We start from the raw sequence: 17,459 nt of genomic DNA on the forward strand, positions 1-17,459 counted from the left end.
CAGCCCTGCAGCTGACGGTGGCATCGATCACGGCTGCCGATCGCCGGCGGGGGTCCGGTGCGGCGGCGGCGTGGTGGCCCGGGCCAGCATCCCGACGGCGGCGACGAGGCTCCCGGCGCCGATCACGATCAGGACCGGTGTGTACCCGTCGACGGTGGTGTAGAGGGCGGCTGCTGCGAGGGGTGCGCCGGCTTTGGCGAAGGTGACTGGGGTGGCGAGGGTGCCGGCGATGCTGGCGTAGGCGGTGGTGCCGTACCGGTCGGCGAGCAGGCCGGGCGTGGCGAGGCTGGCCACCCCGAACCCGATGCCGAATCCGGTGACGGCGACGACCGCGCCGAGCCGGGTGCCGCCGACGAAGGGCAGGCTCATCGCCGCTGTCGCCTGGACGACGAAGACACCGGCGACGACGACGTGGAGCCGGAACCGGCGGCGGGCGACGGTGAGCAGCAGCCGGCCGGTGACCGACAGGACGCCGAGGAGCCCGGCGACGGTGGCGGCGAACGTGGCCGGGTGCCCGGCGGCGACCAGGAAGCCGACGAGGTGCACGGTCATCGCGCTCATCGCGGCGCCGTGCGCGACGAACGCGACCGCCAGGCACCAGAACCGGGCGTCGCGGACCGCCGCGCGCACCTCGGCCCGCCGCGACGCCGACGTCGACCCGGAGGTCGGTGCGGCGTGATGGTCGGTGCGGCGGATGACGAGGGCGTGCAGCGGGACCGCCACGACCGCGTAGAGCACGGCGAGGACGAGCAGGGTGGCGCGCCAGCCGTAGCGGTCCTCGAGCAGGCCGGTGAGGGGCATGAAGATGGTGCTGGCGAACCCGGCGACGACGATCATGCCGAGCAGTGCCTTCGAGCGGCGGGCGGGGTCGAACCAGGCGACGATGACGGCGGTCGCCGGTTCGTACAGCGCCATCGCCATCGCCGCACCGAGCGCGGCGAACACCGCGTACAGCTGCCACAGCGTCTGCACCTGGGACCAGGCGACGAGCAGCAGCGCCCCGGCGGCCGAGCCGGCGGTCATCAGGGCCCGGCCGCCGTGGCGGTCCAACCACCGCCCGACCGGCATTGCCATCGCGGCCGAGGTGAGCAGGGCGGTGGTCAGCGCCCCGGTCACCGCGGCGGTGGAGGTGTGCAGGTCGGCGGCGACGGGGTGCAGCAGGACGGCGAAGGCGTAGTACAGGCAGCCGTAGCCGACGGTCTGGGTGACCGCGAACGTCGCGACGATCCGCCAGCCGTGGAACCTATGGTGACCGCCGCCCACGGAGGCGGCGGTCACCGAGGCGCGGGTGGCGGTCATCAGCCGCAGCAGCCGCCGCTCTGCTCCCCGGCCGTCGGCTGCGCCACCAGGGTCAGCGGCGCGGACAGCAGCCCGCCCGCGATGCCCGTGGCCAGGCCACGCCCGGCCGGCACGGCGGCGGGCGTCTCGGCTGGGGTGCTGCAGCAGCCGCCGTTGCTTTCGATCGTGGCCGTCTCGGTCGGGGCGTTGCTGTTGCACACGCCGGTCTCGGGGAGGTCGAGCTGGACGTCGCGGGCCGCGGTCCAGTCGCCGGCGAGGGCGGCGACGACGGAGCGGGCCTGTTCGTAGCCGGTGGCGAGCAGGAACGTCGGGGCGCGGCCGTAGGACTTGACGCCGACGGCGTAGAAGCCGGGCTCCGGGTGGGTGAGCTCGTCGACGCCGTGCGGCGGGACGGTGCCGCAGGAGTGCTCGTTCGGGTCGATCAGCGGCGCGAGGGCCCGGGTGGAGCCGAGGATCGGGTCGAGGTCCAGGCGCAGTTCGCTGACGATGCCGTGGTCGGGGCGGAACCCGGTCGCGGCGACGATCCGGTCGGCGGTGATGGCTCTGCTGCCGCCGGACAGCACCACCCGGCCGCCGTCGATGGTGACCGCCTGCACGGCGAACCCGGTGACGAGTTCGACGGTGCCGGCCTCGACGTGCTCACGCAGGCGGGAGCCGATCGCGCCGCGGGCCGGCAGCGCGTCCGCGGCGCCGCCGCCGTAGGTGCGGGCCGGGCTGGTGGCGCGGATCGCCCACACGACGCTCGTGCCCGGCACCTGACCGGCGAGTTCGGCGAGGGCCAGCAGGGTGTTCGCCGCGGAGTGCCCGGCCCCGACGACGACGGTCCGCGTGCCGGCGAACCGGCCACGGTCGGCGCCGAGGACGTCGGGCAGCGCGTGCTCGACGAACCCGACCGCCGCCTGTTCGCCGCGGGCGGGGATACCGGAGGCGCCGAGGACGTTCGGGGTGCCCCAGGTGCCGGAGGCGTCGATGACCGCGCGGGCCAGGACGTCGTCACCGTCGGCGAGGCGGACCAGGAACGGGACGTGGTCGCGGCCGGCGGTGCGCAGCCGGTCCAGGCCGAGGCGGGTGACGGCCTCGACCCGGGCGCCGTAGCGCACGTGCGGCTTCAGTGCCGGCAGGTCGGCGAGGGGCTGCAGGTAGTCGCCGGCGAGCTGAGCACCGGTGGGCAGCACGTCCGGGTCGGGCTCGACCCAGCCCGCGTCGGAGAGCAGGCGGCGGGCGGCGGCGTCGATGTTGTACCGCCACGGCGAGAACAGCCGCACGTGGCCCCACTGCCGCACCGCGGCGGCCGGGCCGTCACCGGCTTCGAGGACGAGGAACGGCAGGTCCCGGTGGGCGAGGTGCGCGGCGGCGGCGAGACCGACCGGTCCGGCACCGATGACCACGACCGGCAGCGTGTCGAAGGTGGTGCTCATGAGGCAGCTCCTGTCTTGAGCAACGTCGAAGTATGCGGATGCGCCTCCGGCGCTGCCGGGGGCGCGAAAAGGATCAGGTGAGGTGCGGACTGCGGCGCTCGCTGAAGACCACATCGCGCCACCGGTTGTCCTGCGACACGTGGCGGCCGACGCGTTCGCGGACACCGACGGTGCGGAACCCGGCGGCGTGATGCAGCGCCAGGCTCGCGGTGTTCTCTGGGAAGACACCGGACTGGACGGTCCAGATCCCGGCAGCCTCGGTGGAGGCGATGAGCGCGTCGAGCAGCGCCCGGCCGACGCCGCGGCCCTGCGCGGCCGGGTCGACGTAGACGGAGTGCTCGACGACACCCGCGTACACCGCCCGCGCTGACACCCGGCAGACCGCGACCCAGCCGAGCACCACGCCGGTGGTGTCGACGGCGACGAGACGATGTTCGGGCAGCTTGGACGCGTCGAACGCCGCCCAGTCCGGGGCGGTGTGCTCGAAGCTGGCGTTGCCGCCGTCCATCCCGGCCTGATAGATGGCCAGGACCCGCTCGGCGTCCGCCTCGGTCATCGGCCGGATCGTCACCGTCGCGTAGGCCGGCGCCGTGGTCACTCGCATCCCCCGATCGGAGTCGGCGCCGGCTTGCCCATGACGACGTCGGCAGCGGACGGGAAGCAGCCGATGCACGCCTCGTTGATGCGGTAGTGCCGGGCGTTGCCGACCGCCTCGACGAGCACGAACCGGACCTCGGTCAGGATCTTCAGGTGCTGCGACACCGTCGACTGCGCCAGCCCGACCGCGGTCACGAGCTCGCCGACGCTCATCGGCCGGCCCTGCCGGGCCAGGTACTCCACGAGCTGCACCCGAGACGGGTCCGCCAGCGCCTTGAACCACGACGCATACGTCGTCGCCGTCGCCCGGTCGAGCAGGTCGCCCATCATCCACCACCATCATCGTCTATCGCCGATCTACGATGAGACTGTAGTCGACGGTGCGGCGAGGAGCCATCCGGTGGTCACGACGAGCCGCGCGACGGCGGTGAGGGTCGCCGTCTCGACGCGGTCGGCAGTGTCGGCCGGGCTGTGGTAGCCGGCCATCCCGGCTCCAATCCCGACCGCGGGAAGCCCGGCGGCGGCGTAGCGGCGGTTGTCCGAGGCGACCGGCCCGGCGGCGAGCGTCAGACCGGTGTGCCGGCCGGCCTGGTCGAGGGCGGCGAGCAACCCGTGCGCGGGTCCGCCGGCCTCGACGGCGGCGGCCTCGTGCAGGTGCCCGGCGCCGTCGACGTTGACGACCAGTGGCGCCGCACCCAGCTGGCGCAGTTGGGCGGCGTGGTGGGCGGAGCCGAGCGCGCCGGCCTCCTCGCCGTCCAGCAGCGCCACCGACAACCCGACCCCGTCCGGCAGGCTCTCGGCCAGGACGCGGGCGGCTTCAAGGACGACGGCGATGCCGCTGCCGTTGTCCGCGGCGGCCGGCTGCCGCAGCCCGGGATGGTCGCCGACGCCGTCGTAGTGCGCGGTCAGCAGCAGGTCCGGTTGCCCGGCCGCAGCGTCGCGCCAGCGGGCGTGGACGTTGGCGGCCGGGACGTCGAGGCGGCGGATCGGGGTGTTCGCCGCGAACCAGCCCTCGCCCGCCGGCACCGCGAGCATCGCCGTGTGGGTGGCCGTGTCGAGGGTGAGGATCGGCAGCGGCCCGGGGTTCGGGCCGGCGAGCATCGTGTAGTGCCAGCCGTCGGCGTCCACCCCGCGGCCGAACAGCAGTCCGAGCGCGCCGTGGGCGTGTCCGTAGGCGTCGAACATCGTCATTCCGGACGGGACGAGCAGCCACCGGCCGGCCGGATCGCCCGTCCCGGCGACGGCGAGGTCACCGCGGCGCACGAGCGGCTGGTCGGCCGAGGCCAGGTGCACGGCGACCTCGCGGCCGAACGCGAGCCGGTGGCTGGTGGTGCCGTCGCGCCAGTGGACGGTCGGCACGGTGTAGACCTCCGGCACGTGCGCGACGGTGAACGGCTCGAACGTCACGGCCGCGTCGAGGTCGTGCAGGTGCTGGCCGAGCCAGGCGCGGGCTGCGGCGCCGCCGGCCGTGCCGACCCGCCGCCCGGTGAACGGCGCGCCGGCCAGGGTGGCGACGGTGGTGGCCATCCGCTCGCCGGACACCGCGTCGAGCAGGCCCTTGAGGGTGTCGGTGGCGGGGGCCGGCAGGCCGGTGGCGCTCATCCGCAGCAGCCTGCGCCGGACGCGACCGCCTCGGTCTTCGCCGCCGTGCCGCAGCAGGCGCCGTCGGCCTTCGCCTCGGCCGTGGTGCCGCAGCACGGTCCGCCCGCCCGGCCGGGTCGGCGGCTGAGTCGGTGGCCTCGGGCAGGGTCAGGGTGGCCTGCGGCGGGTTGCCGCAACAGCCGCCGGTCCCCGCCACGGTGAGCGCCGCTGCGGGGTCGCCGGCGAAGCCGCCCTGGGCGGCGGTCTGGGTCTGGGTCTGGGTGTCAGTCATGGTCGTGCTCCTTCGATTAGCGGAACGTTCGGTGGATACCGGGTTGGTGTCTCGGCCGGTCAGCGCAGTAGCGCCCAGGACTGGGCCTGCGCGACGGCGGTCTCGTAGCGGCGGCGGGCACGCTCGTCGGCGGTGGTGACCTCGGCGCAGCTGTCGCAGAACTGGACACCGGCGGCCGCGGCGCGGCGGCGGGCGATGCGGAACATGGTCGTCTCCTCACGGGGCTGCCATCTCTCTGTCTAGACGATTGCCGAACTAGACGAGTGTCGAATCAGAGAGTTGCACGCTGTTTCGAGATCTGTCAACCTAGAGGCATGTCGAAGCAAGCCGGGGTGCTCACCCTCACGGACCTCAACGCCGCCGAGGCCGCGTGCTGCCCGCCGATCGCGCAGCAGCGCATCCCGGCCGAGACCGCAGCGATCCTCGCGCCGGCATTCAAGGCCCTCGGCGACCCGGTCCGGCTGCAACTGATGTCGATGATCGCCTCGGCGGAGGGCGGGGAGGCGTGCGTGTGCGACCTCACCCCGGCGTTCGAACTGTCCGGGCCGACGATCTCCCACCACCTCAGGACCCTGCGCGAAGCCGGGCTCGTCGACGCCGAACGGCGCGGCACCTGGGTCTACTACCGCGCCCGGCCCGGCATCATGCGCCAGCTCGCCGCGCTCCTGACGGTCGCCGGGTAGCCGGCGCCTCGCCGCCGGGAGGGCCACCGTGCGGCACCGCCGTCAGATGGCGCCGTGTCGCAGGGCCGTGACCTGCCGCATCGTCATGATGCTGCACGCGATACGGGTCGCGCTGGCCGCCAGGGCGACCACCGCGACAGGCTGCACCGCGGCGCCCGACATGGCCCAGTGGCCGATCATCACCGTGTCGCCGACCGAGGCCAACACGGTGACGGCGATCGTGGCGGCCAAGGCGACGTGTGGCCCGGCCTCAGGCAGCCAGCGCATCAGGCGGCCGGTCGTCGCGAACGTCGCCAGGGCCGCGGCGACCGCGGCCACGATCAGGGGCACGGTCGGGATCGCGGCGATCGATCTGCCCAGCCCGGTGCGCCACGGAACGGGCTGCAGCAGCAGGAGCCACCAGATGCCGACCAGCGGCCCGGTGCCGACGAACCAGCCGAGCGTGCGCCGGGCGTAGGCGGTGGCGAGTTCCGGCGCGAACGCCTCGGCGACCGTTGCGGGCGAGCCGAACTGCTCGATCGCGGCGGTGACGGCCTGACCTATGTCGGCTCCGGTCGCGAGGCGGTCGGCGACAGCAAGTTCAAGACCGTCTCGCAGTTCCTCGAGGATGCCGGCCCGGCGGCGGTGCGGCCCGCGCAGGGCGGCGGCGATGGCGGCGAGGTAGGCGGTCAGCCGCACCTCGGCGTCGGTCGCGGGCGGGTGGTTCATGCGGTGGCCGGTCGTGGACCGCGGCTCAGTAGCGCGGTGACGGCGGTGGAGAACTGGTCCCACACAGCGCGTTGCTCACCCAGCGCGGCCTGACCGGCCGGCGTGAGCCGGTACGCGCGGCGGCGGCGGCCACCGACGCTGTGCCAGTCACTGGCGATCAACCCGGCGCGTTCCAGCCGGTGCAGCGCCGGATAGACGGTGCCGGTCGGCAGGTCCAGCGCGCCGCTGCTTCCGGCGCGCAGCGCCTCGATGACCGCGTAGCCGTGTTGCGGGCCCGGTTCCAGGACCGCGAGCAGCAACGCGTCGAGGTGGCCTTTGAGCAGTTCCGGTCGCATCGGCAGCACGGGCGCCTCCAGGTTCTTGCCGGCCCAAGCCCAACACGCCTACTGTAGCATCACAATACTTTGCGATACTACATATGGAGGTTGGCGATGAACGCCGACACCGGCATCGTGGAGTTCACGCACGCCGCCGCCCTGGACCGGGCGACAACCGGCAGCAAGGCGGCGACCCTCGCCGAGCTCACAGCGGCCGGGTTCCCCGTGCCGCCTGGATTCGTGGTGACCACCGACGCCCTCGACCGGCCCGGGCTCGACCAGCAGCTGACCGTCGCGGCGGGGTCCTTGGCCGCCGACCGGTTCGCCGTCCGGTCCTCCGGTGCGGCCGAAGACCTCCCTGACGCCTCCTACGCCGGGCTGTACGAGACCGTGCTGGACGTCGACACCGCCGGACTCGGCGCGGCGGTACGCCGATGTTTCGCCGCCGCCACCACGCAACGGGTCACCGAATACCACGGCGGCCGCGGCGAAACGGCGATGGCGGTCATCGTCCAGGCCATGGTGAACCCGATCGCCGCGGGCGTGGCGTTCACCGCCCACCCGATCACCGGCGACCGGCACCAGACGGTCGTCACCGCCATCCGCGGCCTCGGTGAACGCCTCGTCGCCGGGGAGACGACCGGCGAGGAGTGGATCGCCACCGGCGCGGCCGTGACCCTGACCCGCCCGGGCCCGGAGAAGAAGCCGGTGCTGAGCACCGGTCAGGCGACAGCCGTCGCCGCGCGTCGCCGAGCGGTACGGCCGGCCCCAGGACATCGAATGGGCCATCGACCAGCAAAGGCGGCTGTGGCTGCTGCAGGCCCGGCCGATGACCTCCCTGCCGCAGACCGTGGCGTGGACACCGCCCGGGCCCGGGTTGTGGATGCGCAACTTCCGGCTCGGCGAATGGCTCCCCGAAGCGGTCACCCCGCTGTTCGGCAGTTGGCTGCTGCCCGCCCTGGAATCGGGTTACCTCGACGGCATGCACGCCAGCATCGGGCTGCGGGTGCCGTTCCGGTACGCGCTGGTCAACGGCTGGTATTTCAACGCCACCCCGATCCCGTCCCCGAGGCTGCTCGCCCGGGTGCTGTGGCACGGCCGCGCCCGCGCGGTGCGGACGCTGTACAACGCGCTGGTCCGAGTCGGCCGTGACCCGGCCGCCGCCGACCGCGCCGTCCTGGCCGGGCTGTACCTGGCCTGGCGCGACGAACAACTGCCCCGGTACCGGGCCCTCGCCGCCACTGCCGAGACGCAAGCCGAAACCGCCGACCGCCGCCGTCTCGTGGCGCTGGTCGACGAGCTCGGCTGCGAGGCGGGCATCGCTCTGTGGTTCCTGGCCATCGTCGGCGGATCGGCCTGGAAGATGGAGGCCTGCCTGACCCGCTTCGCCCGCCAGCATCTGACCGAAGCGCTGCCGGACGCCGACGGCGGCGCCCAGGTGCTGCTGCGCGGCCTCCCAGGCACCCGGTACACCCCGGCCCCGTATGCAGTGCACAGCATCGACTGGTACCACCCGCTCGCCGGCGAACTGCCAGCAGCCACCGCCAGCGGCAGCGACCGGCACGCCGGCATCGCCGCGCTCCGCGAGGCGGCAGAGCAGCGCTGCACGGCCGCCCTCGCTGACCGGCCCGAGCTCGCCGCGCAGTTCCAGCAACTGCTGCGGGTCAACCAGCGCTACGCCGAGATCCGGGAGACCCAGGCCCGCGAACTCACCCTCGCCTGGCCGGCCCTGCGCACCTGCACACACCGCCTCGGCCGGCACCTCGCCGACGCTGCCGTCATCGACCAACCGGACGACGTGTACTTCTGCACCCACGACGAACTGCTCACCGCGCTCACCGAACCGGACCGGTCCCTGACCGCCACGATCGCCGAGCGGCGCCACCAGTGGCAGCGACAACGACGGCTCGCCGCCCCACTCACCCTCGGCCGGCCGCCGCGCCTGATCGGCGACGTCATCGCCCGCGCGGTCGCACAAGCCCGCGGCGCCCCAGTCACCGGCGACGCAGTCATCGTCGGACACCCCGCCTCAGCCGGCCGCGCGACCGGCCCCGTCCACATCGTCCAGGGACCACAGGACTTCGCCACCTTCACCGACGGTGCAGTGCTCGTCGCCAAAGCCACCGCACCGGCCTGGACCCCACTGTTCGGCCGGGCCGCCGCCGTGGTCACCGACGGTGGCACCTTCGCCGCCCACGCCTCACTCATCGCCCGCGAATACGGCATCCCCGCCGTCGTCGGCACCGCCGACGCAACCCACCGACTCACGTCCGGCCGTCTCGTCACCGTCGACGGCACCGCCGGAGTCGTCATCCTCCACCCCGAACAAGACGGACAACACCTGGCTTGACCCGACAGGACTGTCACCCTGCCGAGTGACGACCGCCCCTCACCGAGCCGCCCATGCTGACCGCAGGTAAAGCCGGAGAGAGGTGCCAGCCATGCGGTCGACCAACGGTGTGATCTTCAAGCGGTGCGGTTGCCGGGACGACAACCGGCGGCGCCTCGAGCAGGTATGCCCCCAGCTCACCGACCGCGGGCACGGCTCCTGGTACTTCCACTGCTCCGCCACCAATCTCCTCGGCCGCCGCGAACGTGCCCGCCGCGGTGGCTACCCGTCGCAGGCCGCCGCCCGGCAGGCCCGCGACGCGTGGCTGGCCGGCACCGCCGCGGACCGCACCGCGCAGGGCTGGACCGTGCAACGGTGGCTGCGGCACTGGCTCGACACCCGCACCAACCTCCGCGCGACTACCCGCTTCCACTACACCCGCGACGTCGACCAGGTCCTCATCCCTCACCTCGGTGCCTACCGCCTCGCCGACCTCGACGCCGGCCTGCTCCGCACCGTCTTCGACAAGATCAGCGGCGTCACCAACAGCAAAGGCCGACCACAGTCGGCATCGGCGTTGCAGCACCTGCGGACCACCCTGCGCGCCGCTTTCAACCTCGCCGTCAAAGAAGGCGTCCTGGACTGCAATCCGGCCCGGCACATCGAGATCAAGGGCTACCAGCAACCCCACGCCAAGGTCTGGACCGAAGCCCGTGTCGCCTCCTGGAAAGAGACCGGCGCCCACCCCGCCGTCGCCGTCTGGACCGCCGACCACCTCGCCGAGTTCCTCGGCGCGGTCACCGACGACGCGATGTTCGCCTTCTGGTGGCTCGCCGGCCTGCGCGGGCTGCGTCGCGGCGAGCTGTGCGGACTGCGGTGGACCGACATCGACCTCGACCGGGCCGTGCTGACCATCGAACGCAACCGCACCACCGCCGGTTATCAGGTCGTCGAGAACGACCCCAAGACCCCCGCTGGCCGCCGCGCCGTGGCCCTGGACAAACATACCGTCCGAATCCTGCGCGCTCACCGCCGCCGGCAACAGGACCAGTGCCGCGACACCCTCGCCGACGGCCACACGTGGGTCGACTCCGGGTATGTGTTCGTCCGCGGCGACGGACTGCCGATCAACCCGAACTACGCCACCACCCGCTTCCGCAAACTGATCGAACGCACCGGCCTCCCGCCCGTTCGACTGCACGACCTGCGCCACGGCGCCGCGTCCCTGGCCCACGAGGCCGGCGCCGACCTCAAGACGCTGCAGGACCTGCTCGGGCACTCCAGCATCGTCGTCACGGCCGACACCTACACCAGCGTCCTACCCCAGATCCAACGCCGCTGCGCCGACGACACCGCCCAGCTCGTCCTCGCCGCCGCCCGAGGCACCCGCAAGAAGATCAAAACCAAGGCGCGAAGGAACCGACCCGACCGCGGACCCAAAACAGGTGCTCCGACACCCACCACACCCGAGCACAAGGCGAAGCCCCAGGTCAGGAGGCCGAAACGCGGCCAGCAGGCCGCGCAATCACCGGCACCCACGGCACACCCACGTGACACCCACCGTCCACAGGGGACGGAAACGGCGAGAGGCCTGAACCGCGTTTCCGCGGTTCAGACCTCTGGCGATCTTGCGCGCCCGAAGGGACTCGAACCCCTAACCTTCTGATCCGTAGCGCGGCGCGTATCCGCAGGTCCACGCGATCTCCTGCGACAGCCGTCGCGTCGCCTTGACCATGATGACGCCCGTATGCCGTTGCGGCGCCGGTCGTGCTCGACAGGTGCGGAGCATCCGATCACGCCAGGAACACGTCGGGACGGCGCTGTTGCATTTGCCGGTCGGAGGGCGTGTTGAAGCGGGGGCCGGCCGGGTCTTCAGATGGCGGTGGCGAGTTCGGTGAACGCCGCGGCGATGCGGAGTCCGCGTGGGACGTCGACGCCGAGTTCGTAGTGGCCGCGGCGGAGGTTCTGCATGAACGCGTGGCCAGTGATGATCGTCTGCGCGGTCCGGTCGGTGCGTAGCCCGCGCATCGGTCTGAGCCGGTGCTTGAGCTGGCTGTGGTCTGCTTCCGCCCTGTTGTTGGCGTGGCGTTCGACGTGTTGCCACGCCGGGGACCAGTTCCTCGAGGACCGCCGGGTACACCGGCGCCGCGTCGGTGATCACCTCGGCGGGTCGCACCTTCAACATGGTTATCGCCCGGCGGAAGAACCGCCGTGCCGCCACGGCGTCACGGCGGGCCGAGACGAGCACGTCGATGACTTGGCCGTGCTGGTCGACGGCGCGGTACACGTACCGCCAGATACCGCTGACCTTGACATATGTCTCATCGACGAACCACCTGCCGCCGGGCGAATGCCGACAGCACCGGGCCGCGTCGGCGAGCAGCGGCGTGAACCGTTGCAGCCACCGGAAGACGGTGACGTGATCGACCTCAACGCCACGCTCGAGCAGCAGTTCTTCGACATCGCGGTAAGACAGGCTGTAGCGCAGGTACAGCCGTACGGCGACCACGATGACGCCCGGCGGAACCGGAACCCGGCAAACGCCGACCGTGGTGGCAAGGACGGACGCCGGCGGTTCGGGACCTTCACCGCGCAAGCCTGCCTGCCCAGGGCACGCTCAACGCAACTGTGAGTCTCGGTTTGCGGCTTTGAGAGTCTGGAGCCGTGCTCCGGCTGCCGCGGTCTGACCCGCAACGCAACTGGCTCGGTCGATGCCTTTGGTCCGATCTGTCGACCGTCGGTGGCGGGAGCGCATGCTGTCACCGGACCGGTAGAGCGTGTCCCGATAGGGGCCTTGCTGCGAACAAGCGCACCGTCACAGTTCTGACCGCCCCACCGGTCCGGCGATGGCTATCCGCCCACGAGCCATCGGAAGGACGAACACGCCATGTCCAGGATGCCCCATGCAGGCCCCGCCGGGCAGCCCGATCCGGACCGGAACCAGGTGCTCCTCGGCGTCGACACGCACAAAGACATCCACGTCGCCGCGGTCATCACCACGCTCGGCGTCCAGCTCGGCGACGCCGCCTTCCCGACCACCGCCACCGGCTACCGCCAGCTGCTGGCCTGGGCCCGCAGCTTCGGCATCCTGAACCGCGCCGGTGTGGAAGGCACCGGCTCCTACGGCGCCGCACTGACCCGGTTCCTGCGCCGCCACCACATCGCTGTGATCGAGGTCAACCGTCCTGACCGCGCCGCCCGCCGCCGCCACGGAAAGACCGACACCGTCGACGCGGTCGCCGCTGCGCACGCCGTGCTGTCCCAACGGGCCACGACCGCCGCCAAGACCGCCGACGGACCGGTCGAGATCCTGCGCCTGCTCCGCCTCGCCCGAGCTTCCGCGGTGAAGTCCCGCACCCAGACGATCAACCAGCTCAAGGCCGTCATCGTCAACGCCGACCCGGCCCTGCGCGACCAGCTCACCGGCTGCACCAACACCGCCCTGATCCGCCGCTGCGCGGACCTACCAGACACCACCCCCACCGACGTTGCCACCGCCACCCGATACACGCTGCGCCGCCTCGCCCGACGCATCCAAACCCTCACCACCGAGGAACGCGAACTCCAGCAACAGATCACCGCAGTGCTCGACACCCACGCCCCGCAACTGCTGCAACGCAACGGCATCGGCCCCGACAGCGCCTCCGCGCTCCTGGTCACCGCCGGCGACAACCCCGACCGGATGCACACCGAAGCCTCCTTCGCCGCCCTCTGCGGCGTCAGCCCCGTCGAAGCCTCCTCCGGCAAAACCCGCCGCCGGCGACTCAACCGCGGCGGTGACCGACGCGCCAACGCCGCCCTCTACCGCATCGCGCTCAGCAGAGCCCACACCGACCAACGCACCCGCGACTACCTCGACCGACGCACCACCCAAGGCCACACCCGCCGCGAAGCCATCCGCTGCCTCAAGCGCTACATCGCCCGCGAGGTCTATCAACTGATCCAACAGCTCAACACCGCAGGCTCAACCCCACGAACCGCTTGACAAAACATAGGGGCATCGGACCCTCCTGGGCTATATGACGGTGCTGCCTTTGTGACCGTTCCATCGGTACGGCACAATGTTCGTGGTTTCGCCGCATCTGGGGAGGGGCGTTGCGAACACTCTGCGCCGTCGCGCTGGTCCTCACGCTCGCCGGGTGCGGCGCCGGACCGGCCTCGCGCTCGGCCGCGGTCGTGGCCGGGTCGTCCTCGGCGGCCGCCTCGGGGCCGTTCACCGTGCCCGAGGACTACGTCGCCGTCGGGTCCGGCACCAGGGCCGACACGTTCGGCGTCCTCGGCGTGACCCCGAAGCAGCTGCCGCTCGGCGCGGCGCTCGCCGGGCCGCACTTCGGGTTCTGGATCGACGCCACCGCTGTGCTGCAGCGGATCACGCCGGAGCAGCAGCGGGCGTACGGCATCCCGTCCGAGGACATCAACCAGGTCCTGCTGCCCGGCGCCGGCCGCGAGTTCCTGCTCACCCGGATGAACGAGCACGGGACGATGACCAACCCGGCGAAGCCGAACGGCCCGCTGAAGGCGGCCGTCGTGGTCAACGGCGCCGCCCGGCCGATCAAGGACGCGCCCACCGGCGGCGACGTCGTGGTCGTGGCCGTCCCGGTCGGCGCCGACCCGCTGCTCAGCGTCACCGACGAGGGCCGCACCCAGTCGATCACGCTGCGGACCGGCCAGCGCCGCGACAACATCCCGCTGTGCTATCCGCTGCTGGAGAACCAGGTGCGGCTCGAGGACCTCATTCACGTACCGTCGCTGAACAAGGCCGACGAGACGTACTGGATGCAGGCCACGATCTGGTTCACGCTGCGCCCCTGGATCGCGGAGCGCGGCTGGGCGCCGAACGGCCGGGCCTGGCTCGTCGTGAACTTCGATCTGGACGTGCCGCACGACTTCGGGTACGAGCTCAAGCTCGCCCCCTCCCTGAAGATCACCGGGGCCACCGTCCCCATCCCCGGCGACCTCGTCTTGCGGACCGACCACTCGTGGTCGACGTTCGTCGACGTGCCCGACTCGCTGCGCAAGCTCGGCGTGACCTTCCGGGCCAGCGGCTCGGTGTACGACCTCAAAACCGGCAAGCCGCTGCCGTTCACCCGCTACGACAAGGACAATCACCGCGACTTCACGCTCGCGCAGGAGCCCGAGTACCGCTGACGCTATGTTGTCCGCCGATGCACCCCGCGAGAGGAGGATCGATGGCGGCACCCTTCGACACCGAACGACCGCACCCCGCGCGGGTCTATGACTACATGCTCGGCGGCAAGGACAACTTCGCCGTCGACCGCGCCGCGGCCGAGGCGGGTCTGAAGGTCAACCCCAACGCCGCGACCGCGCCGCTGCACATCGGCGGCGTGGCGCAGGGCGGAGCTGAGACTGTCGGCGAGCAGCCCGAGCTGCCGTTCGTCGGTGTCGTCGAACGCACCCGCCCGCATGGCGGAGATCTTCAGCGCGCCGATGATGGCGTCGCCGGCGAACAGCGGGGCGATCGGCATCGACCCGATCCCCAGCAGCCGTTCGCACGCATCGCGGTTGACCCGCGGGTCGGTGCGGGTGTCGGTGCAGTGCGCCGGCTGCCCGGTGGCCACGACCGTGCCGCTGAGCGACCCGACGATCTGGATCCGGTGCCGAGCGCCTTGCTGAGGTTGCCGGCGGTGGCGGCATAGCGCATCGCATCGCCGTCGGGGCGCTGTTGCGTTTGCCGATCGGAGGGCGCGTTTGGGCGAGTGTGTGGCCAGTCGTCAGATAGCGGTGGCGAGCTCGGCGAACGCCGCAGCGACGCGAAGCCCGGGTGGGGCGTCGTGGCCGAGTTCGTAGTGGCCACGGCGGAGGTTCTGCATGAAGGCATGTCCGGCGATGATCGTCTGCGCGGTCCGGTCGGTGCGCAGTCCGCGCATCGGTCTGAGCCGGTGTTTCAGTTGACTGTGGTCGGCTTCGACCCGGTTGTTGGCATGGCGTTCGACGTGGTGCCACGCCGACGGGATCAGCTCGTCGAGGACGCCCGGATACACCGGTGCCGCGTCGGTGACGACCTCGGCGGGTGTCACCTTCAATGTGGCCAGCGCCAGGTCGAAGAACCGGCGCGCCGCGGCAGCGTCCCGGCGGGTGGAGACGAGGACGTCGATGATTTGGCCATGCTGATCCACGGCCCGATATACGTACCGCCAGACGCCACCGACCTTGACATAGGTCTCGTCGACGAACCACCTGTCACCAGGCGAATGCCGGCAGAATCCGGCGACGTCAGCGAGCAGCGGCGTGAATCGTTGTACCCACCGGAAGATTGTGACGTGGTCGACCTCGACACCGCGCTCAAGCAGCAGCTCCTCGACGTCGCGGTAGGAGAGCCCGTACCGCAGGTACAGCCGGACCGCGACCACGATGACGTCCGGCGGGAACCGGAACGCAGCGAACGCTGACTGCGGCGGAGACCACCGACGGCATGGAGACTTCACTGCTCAAGCCTGCCTCGATCATGCCGAACGGCGAATGCAACGAAGCCGGCGTCGCACAATGACCAGCCCGGCGGGCTGAGTGCCGGGCCGCACTCACCGGCTCCCTGCCTGGCTGCACCAGCAGGCGCATGTCGGTCGCGCCGGGTATCCGCGCCGTCGATCGGGTCGCCGCGAGTCCGGCTACGACGACCTGGCCCGACGCATCTGCACCGGGGCCGGCTGGAGCGCCGCGGCGTGCTTGGCGCTGGTTGGGCACCCAACTGGTTGGGTAAAGCCGCCGATCGCACCCAACCAGGTTGGGTGGGGAACCCACGCGGCCGGGCGCCTTGGGGCTGGTTGGGCACCAGTTGGGTGGCCTTTCCGGACGACCGCTGCGGGCATCGGTCTGGTTGGGCCATGGGTGGGCGTGAACACGAGCCGCCAGGCGCGGGAGCCGTACCCGCCCACGACCGAGCATGATGACCGCCCTGACCACGACCACGTAGGTCCTGACCCGAATGCCCCGCACCACCCCGCCACGCCGCACGACCCTGACCCGCACGGTCCGGAACCGTACGGCCCGGACGGCGCGGATGACCCGCTGGCGCTATCTGAACTGATCGCGAGCGGGGACATCGACATCGTCCCCGGTGACCCGCCGGTGCCGATCGCGGTGTGGCGGGTCGCCGACGTCGACGCGGGCTGGGGCCACCGGCGTGCCGACGCGCTGAGCCCGCGGATGGCCGCGCTGCTGGTCGGCGTCCACACCCGTCCCGGCGACAGCATCGTGTCGATCGGCGACGACCCGGCGCTGGCCGGCGCGGCCGGCGCCGGCGGCCGCGTCTACCGCAGCGTGCCGCACCCGGACCGGCTCGCCGACCTCGAGCCCGCCGCCGGCACCGTCGCGTTGATCGTGCTGCCCTGGCCCCCGGCCGACCGCCCGGACGGAATGCACGGCGACAGCCTGATCGCGATGTTCGGTGCCTGCCGGCGGCTCATGGGACCGGGTGGCTGCACCATCGTCGCCCTGGCCGAACCAGACGTTCGTGCAGCACAGCAGCGCGTTGATCCCGGCGGCGCAGCACGCCGGTCTGGGCTGGCTGCAGCACATCGTCGCGATCACCGCGCCGATCGTCGGGCAGCAGATCACCTGGCGGGCCCGGCCGGCCGACCCCGGGATGCTGCGTGCCGCCGCCCACCTCACGGTCCACCTGGACCTGTTCGTGTTCGTCGTTCGGGGCGGCGGCCGTGGCTGAGCACACCGATCCGCATGTCGCCGGCCCCGCCGTAATCGGTGCCGGTGTGTCGCACGGTTGCGGCGACACGCCGCCGGCGCCGTTGTTGTCGGTAATCCTCGTCGGGCAGCGCAGCCCGGCCCGGCCCGGCAGCGCCACGGCCGGTTCGTCGCCGGGTCCGGGGCGCACCCGGCCCGGATGGCACCGGACCTCGCCGCCGCCCTGATCCGCGACTACACCCAGCCCGGCGACCTCGTCTTCGACCCCTCGCCGGGACCGGCACCACACTGGTCGAGGCCATCCACGCCGGCCGCGACGCCCTCGGCATGGAATACGAACCCGGCTGGGCCGCCCTGGCCCGCGCCAACATCGAGCTCGCCCGCCGCCAGGGCGGCACCGGGCACGGCCGGATCATGTGCGGCGACGCCACCACACTCCCCCACGGAATCCCGCTGGAGCTGCACGGCCGGGTCAGCCTGGTGCTCACCTCACCGCCGTACGGCCAGACCATCCACCATGAAGTCAACAAACTACCGCGAGTCTAGTCGCGCGGCTGTCCCGGGGTTCCGGGGATC

At 72.1% G+C, this 17,459-nt stretch carries 16 protein-coding genes and 4 pseudogenes; 9 read left to right on the forward strand and 11 right to left on the reverse strand.

All coding sequences use genetic code 11. The features are described 5' to 3' along the window. Window positions 1-27: 27 nt before the first annotated feature. From ACPPVO_RS35580 to ACPPVO_RS35605, 6 genes are all read right to left on the reverse strand, one after another. Entirely contained in the window at window positions 28-1,299 is a 1,272-nt protein-coding gene (locus ACPPVO_RS35580) for an MFS transporter (RefSeq protein WP_426502933.1), read from the reverse strand. Continuing rightward, the gene (locus ACPPVO_RS35585) at window positions 1,299-2,717 is read right to left on the reverse strand and encodes an NAD(P)-binding domain-containing protein (RefSeq protein ID WP_426502934.1); all 1,419 of its coding nucleotides are present in this window, start codon (window positions 2,715-2,717) and stop codon (window positions 1,299-1,301) included. The genes ACPPVO_RS35580 and ACPPVO_RS35585 overlap by 1 nt, the downstream gene beginning before the upstream one ends. A 73-nt stretch (window positions 2,718-2,790) precedes the next feature. Beyond that, the gene (locus ACPPVO_RS35590; protein ID WP_426502935.1) at window positions 2,791-3,321 is read right to left on the reverse strand and encodes an N-acetyltransferase family protein; all 531 of its coding nucleotides are present in this window, start codon (window positions 3,319-3,321) and stop codon (window positions 2,791-2,793) included. Further along, complete coding sequence (locus tag ACPPVO_RS35595) at window positions 3,312-3,641, reverse strand: ArsR/SmtB family transcription factor (protein WP_426514755.1); 330 nt, start codon at window positions 3,639-3,641, stop codon at window positions 3,312-3,314. Before ACPPVO_RS35595 ends, ACPPVO_RS35590 begins: the two co-directional genes overlap by 10 nt. A 30-nt stretch (window positions 3,642-3,671) precedes the next feature. Next, window positions 3,672-4,916: a M28 family metallopeptidase gene (locus ACPPVO_RS35600; protein ID WP_426502937.1), complete on the reverse strand. Its 1,245-nt coding sequence runs from the start codon at window positions 4,914-4,916 to the stop codon at window positions 3,672-3,674. 330 nt (window positions 4,917-5,246) lie between these two features. Beyond that, window positions 5,247-5,393, reverse strand: a complete 147-nt coding sequence (locus tag ACPPVO_RS35605; RefSeq protein WP_426502938.1) for a hypothetical protein — start codon at window positions 5,391-5,393, stop codon at window positions 5,247-5,249. A 108-nt stretch (window positions 5,394-5,501) separates the two neighbouring features. On the opposite strand from ACPPVO_RS35605, the gene ACPPVO_RS35610 reads away from it, so the two are divergent. Next, on the forward strand, window positions 5,502-5,870 hold the full coding sequence (locus ACPPVO_RS35610; RefSeq protein ID WP_426502939.1) for an ArsR/SmtB family transcription factor: 369 nt from the start codon (window positions 5,502-5,504) through the stop codon (window positions 5,868-5,870). Between the two features lie 42 nt (window positions 5,871-5,912). Here ACPPVO_RS35610 and ACPPVO_RS35615 read toward each other — a convergent pair whose 3' ends face one another. After that, window positions 5,913-6,578 carry a permease prefix domain 1-containing protein gene (locus ACPPVO_RS35615; protein WP_426502941.1) on the reverse strand — a complete coding sequence of 222 codons (666 nt, stop codon included), beginning with the start codon at window positions 6,576-6,578 and terminating at the stop codon, window positions 5,913-5,915. Next, a complete protein-coding gene (locus ACPPVO_RS35620; RefSeq protein WP_426514756.1) occupies window positions 6,575-6,913 on the reverse strand; it encodes a PadR family transcriptional regulator in 339 nt (112 codons plus the stop codon). Before ACPPVO_RS35620 ends, ACPPVO_RS35615 begins: the two co-directional genes overlap by 4 nt. Window positions 6,914-7,009: 96 nt before the next feature. On the opposite strand from ACPPVO_RS35620, the pseudogene ACPPVO_RS35625 reads away from it, so the two are divergent. The 3 genes and pseudogenes from ACPPVO_RS35625 to ACPPVO_RS35635 all read left to right on the forward strand — a co-directional run. Next, window positions 7,010-7,585, forward strand: a pseudogene (locus ACPPVO_RS35625) (PEP/pyruvate-binding domain-containing protein); the annotation flags it as partial. Window positions 7,586-7,877: 292 nt separating this feature from the next. After that, complete coding sequence (locus ACPPVO_RS35630) at window positions 7,878-9,245, forward strand: PEP-utilizing enzyme (RefSeq protein WP_426502942.1); 1,368 nt, start codon at window positions 7,878-7,880, stop codon at window positions 9,243-9,245. Window positions 9,246-9,336: 91 nt separating this feature from the next. Further along, a complete protein-coding gene (locus ACPPVO_RS35635; RefSeq protein WP_426502943.1) occupies window positions 9,337-10,890 on the forward strand; it encodes a tyrosine-type recombinase/integrase in 1,554 nt (517 codons plus the stop codon). A 206-nt stretch (window positions 10,891-11,096) separates the two neighbouring features. On the opposite strand, the pseudogene ACPPVO_RS35640 reads toward ACPPVO_RS35635, so the two are convergent. Further along, a pseudogene (locus ACPPVO_RS35640) lies at window positions 11,097-11,733 on the reverse strand (IS6 family transposase). Between the two features lie 387 nt (window positions 11,734-12,120). On the opposite strand from ACPPVO_RS35640, the gene ACPPVO_RS35645 reads away from it, so the two are divergent. The 3 genes and pseudogenes from ACPPVO_RS35645 to ACPPVO_RS35655 all read left to right on the forward strand — a co-directional run. Then, on the forward strand, window positions 12,121-13,209 hold the full coding sequence (locus tag ACPPVO_RS35645) for an IS110 family transposase (protein WP_426502781.1): 1,089 nt from the start codon (window positions 12,121-12,123) through the stop codon (window positions 13,207-13,209). A 110-nt stretch (window positions 13,210-13,319) separates the two neighbouring features. Next, window positions 13,320-14,372 (forward strand): hypothetical protein, encoded by a 1,053-nt coding sequence (locus ACPPVO_RS35650; protein WP_426502944.1) that lies wholly within the window; start codon window positions 13,320-13,322, stop codon window positions 14,370-14,372. Between the two features lie 17 nt (window positions 14,373-14,389). Continuing rightward, window positions 14,390-14,536: pseudogene (locus ACPPVO_RS35655) on the forward strand (SAM-dependent methyltransferase); the annotation flags it as partial. 99 nt (window positions 14,537-14,635) lie between these two features. Here the strand turns inward: ACPPVO_RS35655 and ACPPVO_RS35660 are convergent. Then, window positions 14,636-14,953 (reverse strand): annotated as a pseudogene (locus ACPPVO_RS35660) (GAF domain-containing protein); the annotation flags it as partial. A gap of 3 nt (window positions 14,954-14,956) precedes the next feature. Next, the gene (locus tag ACPPVO_RS35665) at window positions 14,957-15,670 is read right to left on the reverse strand and encodes an IS6 family transposase (RefSeq protein WP_426502945.1); all 714 of its coding nucleotides are present in this window, start codon (window positions 15,668-15,670) and stop codon (window positions 14,957-14,959) included. A 1,025-nt stretch (window positions 15,671-16,695) separates the two neighbouring features. Between ACPPVO_RS35665 and ACPPVO_RS35670 the strand changes: the two genes are divergently transcribed. Together ACPPVO_RS35670 and ACPPVO_RS35675 are read left to right on the forward strand one after the other, a co-directional pair. Next, window positions 16,696-16,905, forward strand: a complete 210-nt coding sequence (locus ACPPVO_RS35670) for a hypothetical protein (RefSeq protein ID WP_426502946.1) — start codon at window positions 16,696-16,698, stop codon at window positions 16,903-16,905. Between the two features lie 305 nt (window positions 16,906-17,210). Beyond that, window positions 17,211-17,429 carry a hypothetical protein gene (locus tag ACPPVO_RS35675; protein ID WP_426502947.1) on the forward strand — a complete coding sequence of 73 codons (219 nt, stop codon included), beginning with the start codon at window positions 17,211-17,213 and terminating at the stop codon, window positions 17,427-17,429. The last annotated feature ends 30 nt before the right edge of the window (window positions 17,430-17,459 follow it).

The sequence above is a fragment of the Dactylosporangium sp. McL0621 genome, from assembly GCF_049995355.1.
In the GTDB taxonomy this organism is placed as follows: Bacteria; Actinomycetota; Actinomycetes; order Mycobacteriales; family Micromonosporaceae; genus Dactylosporangium.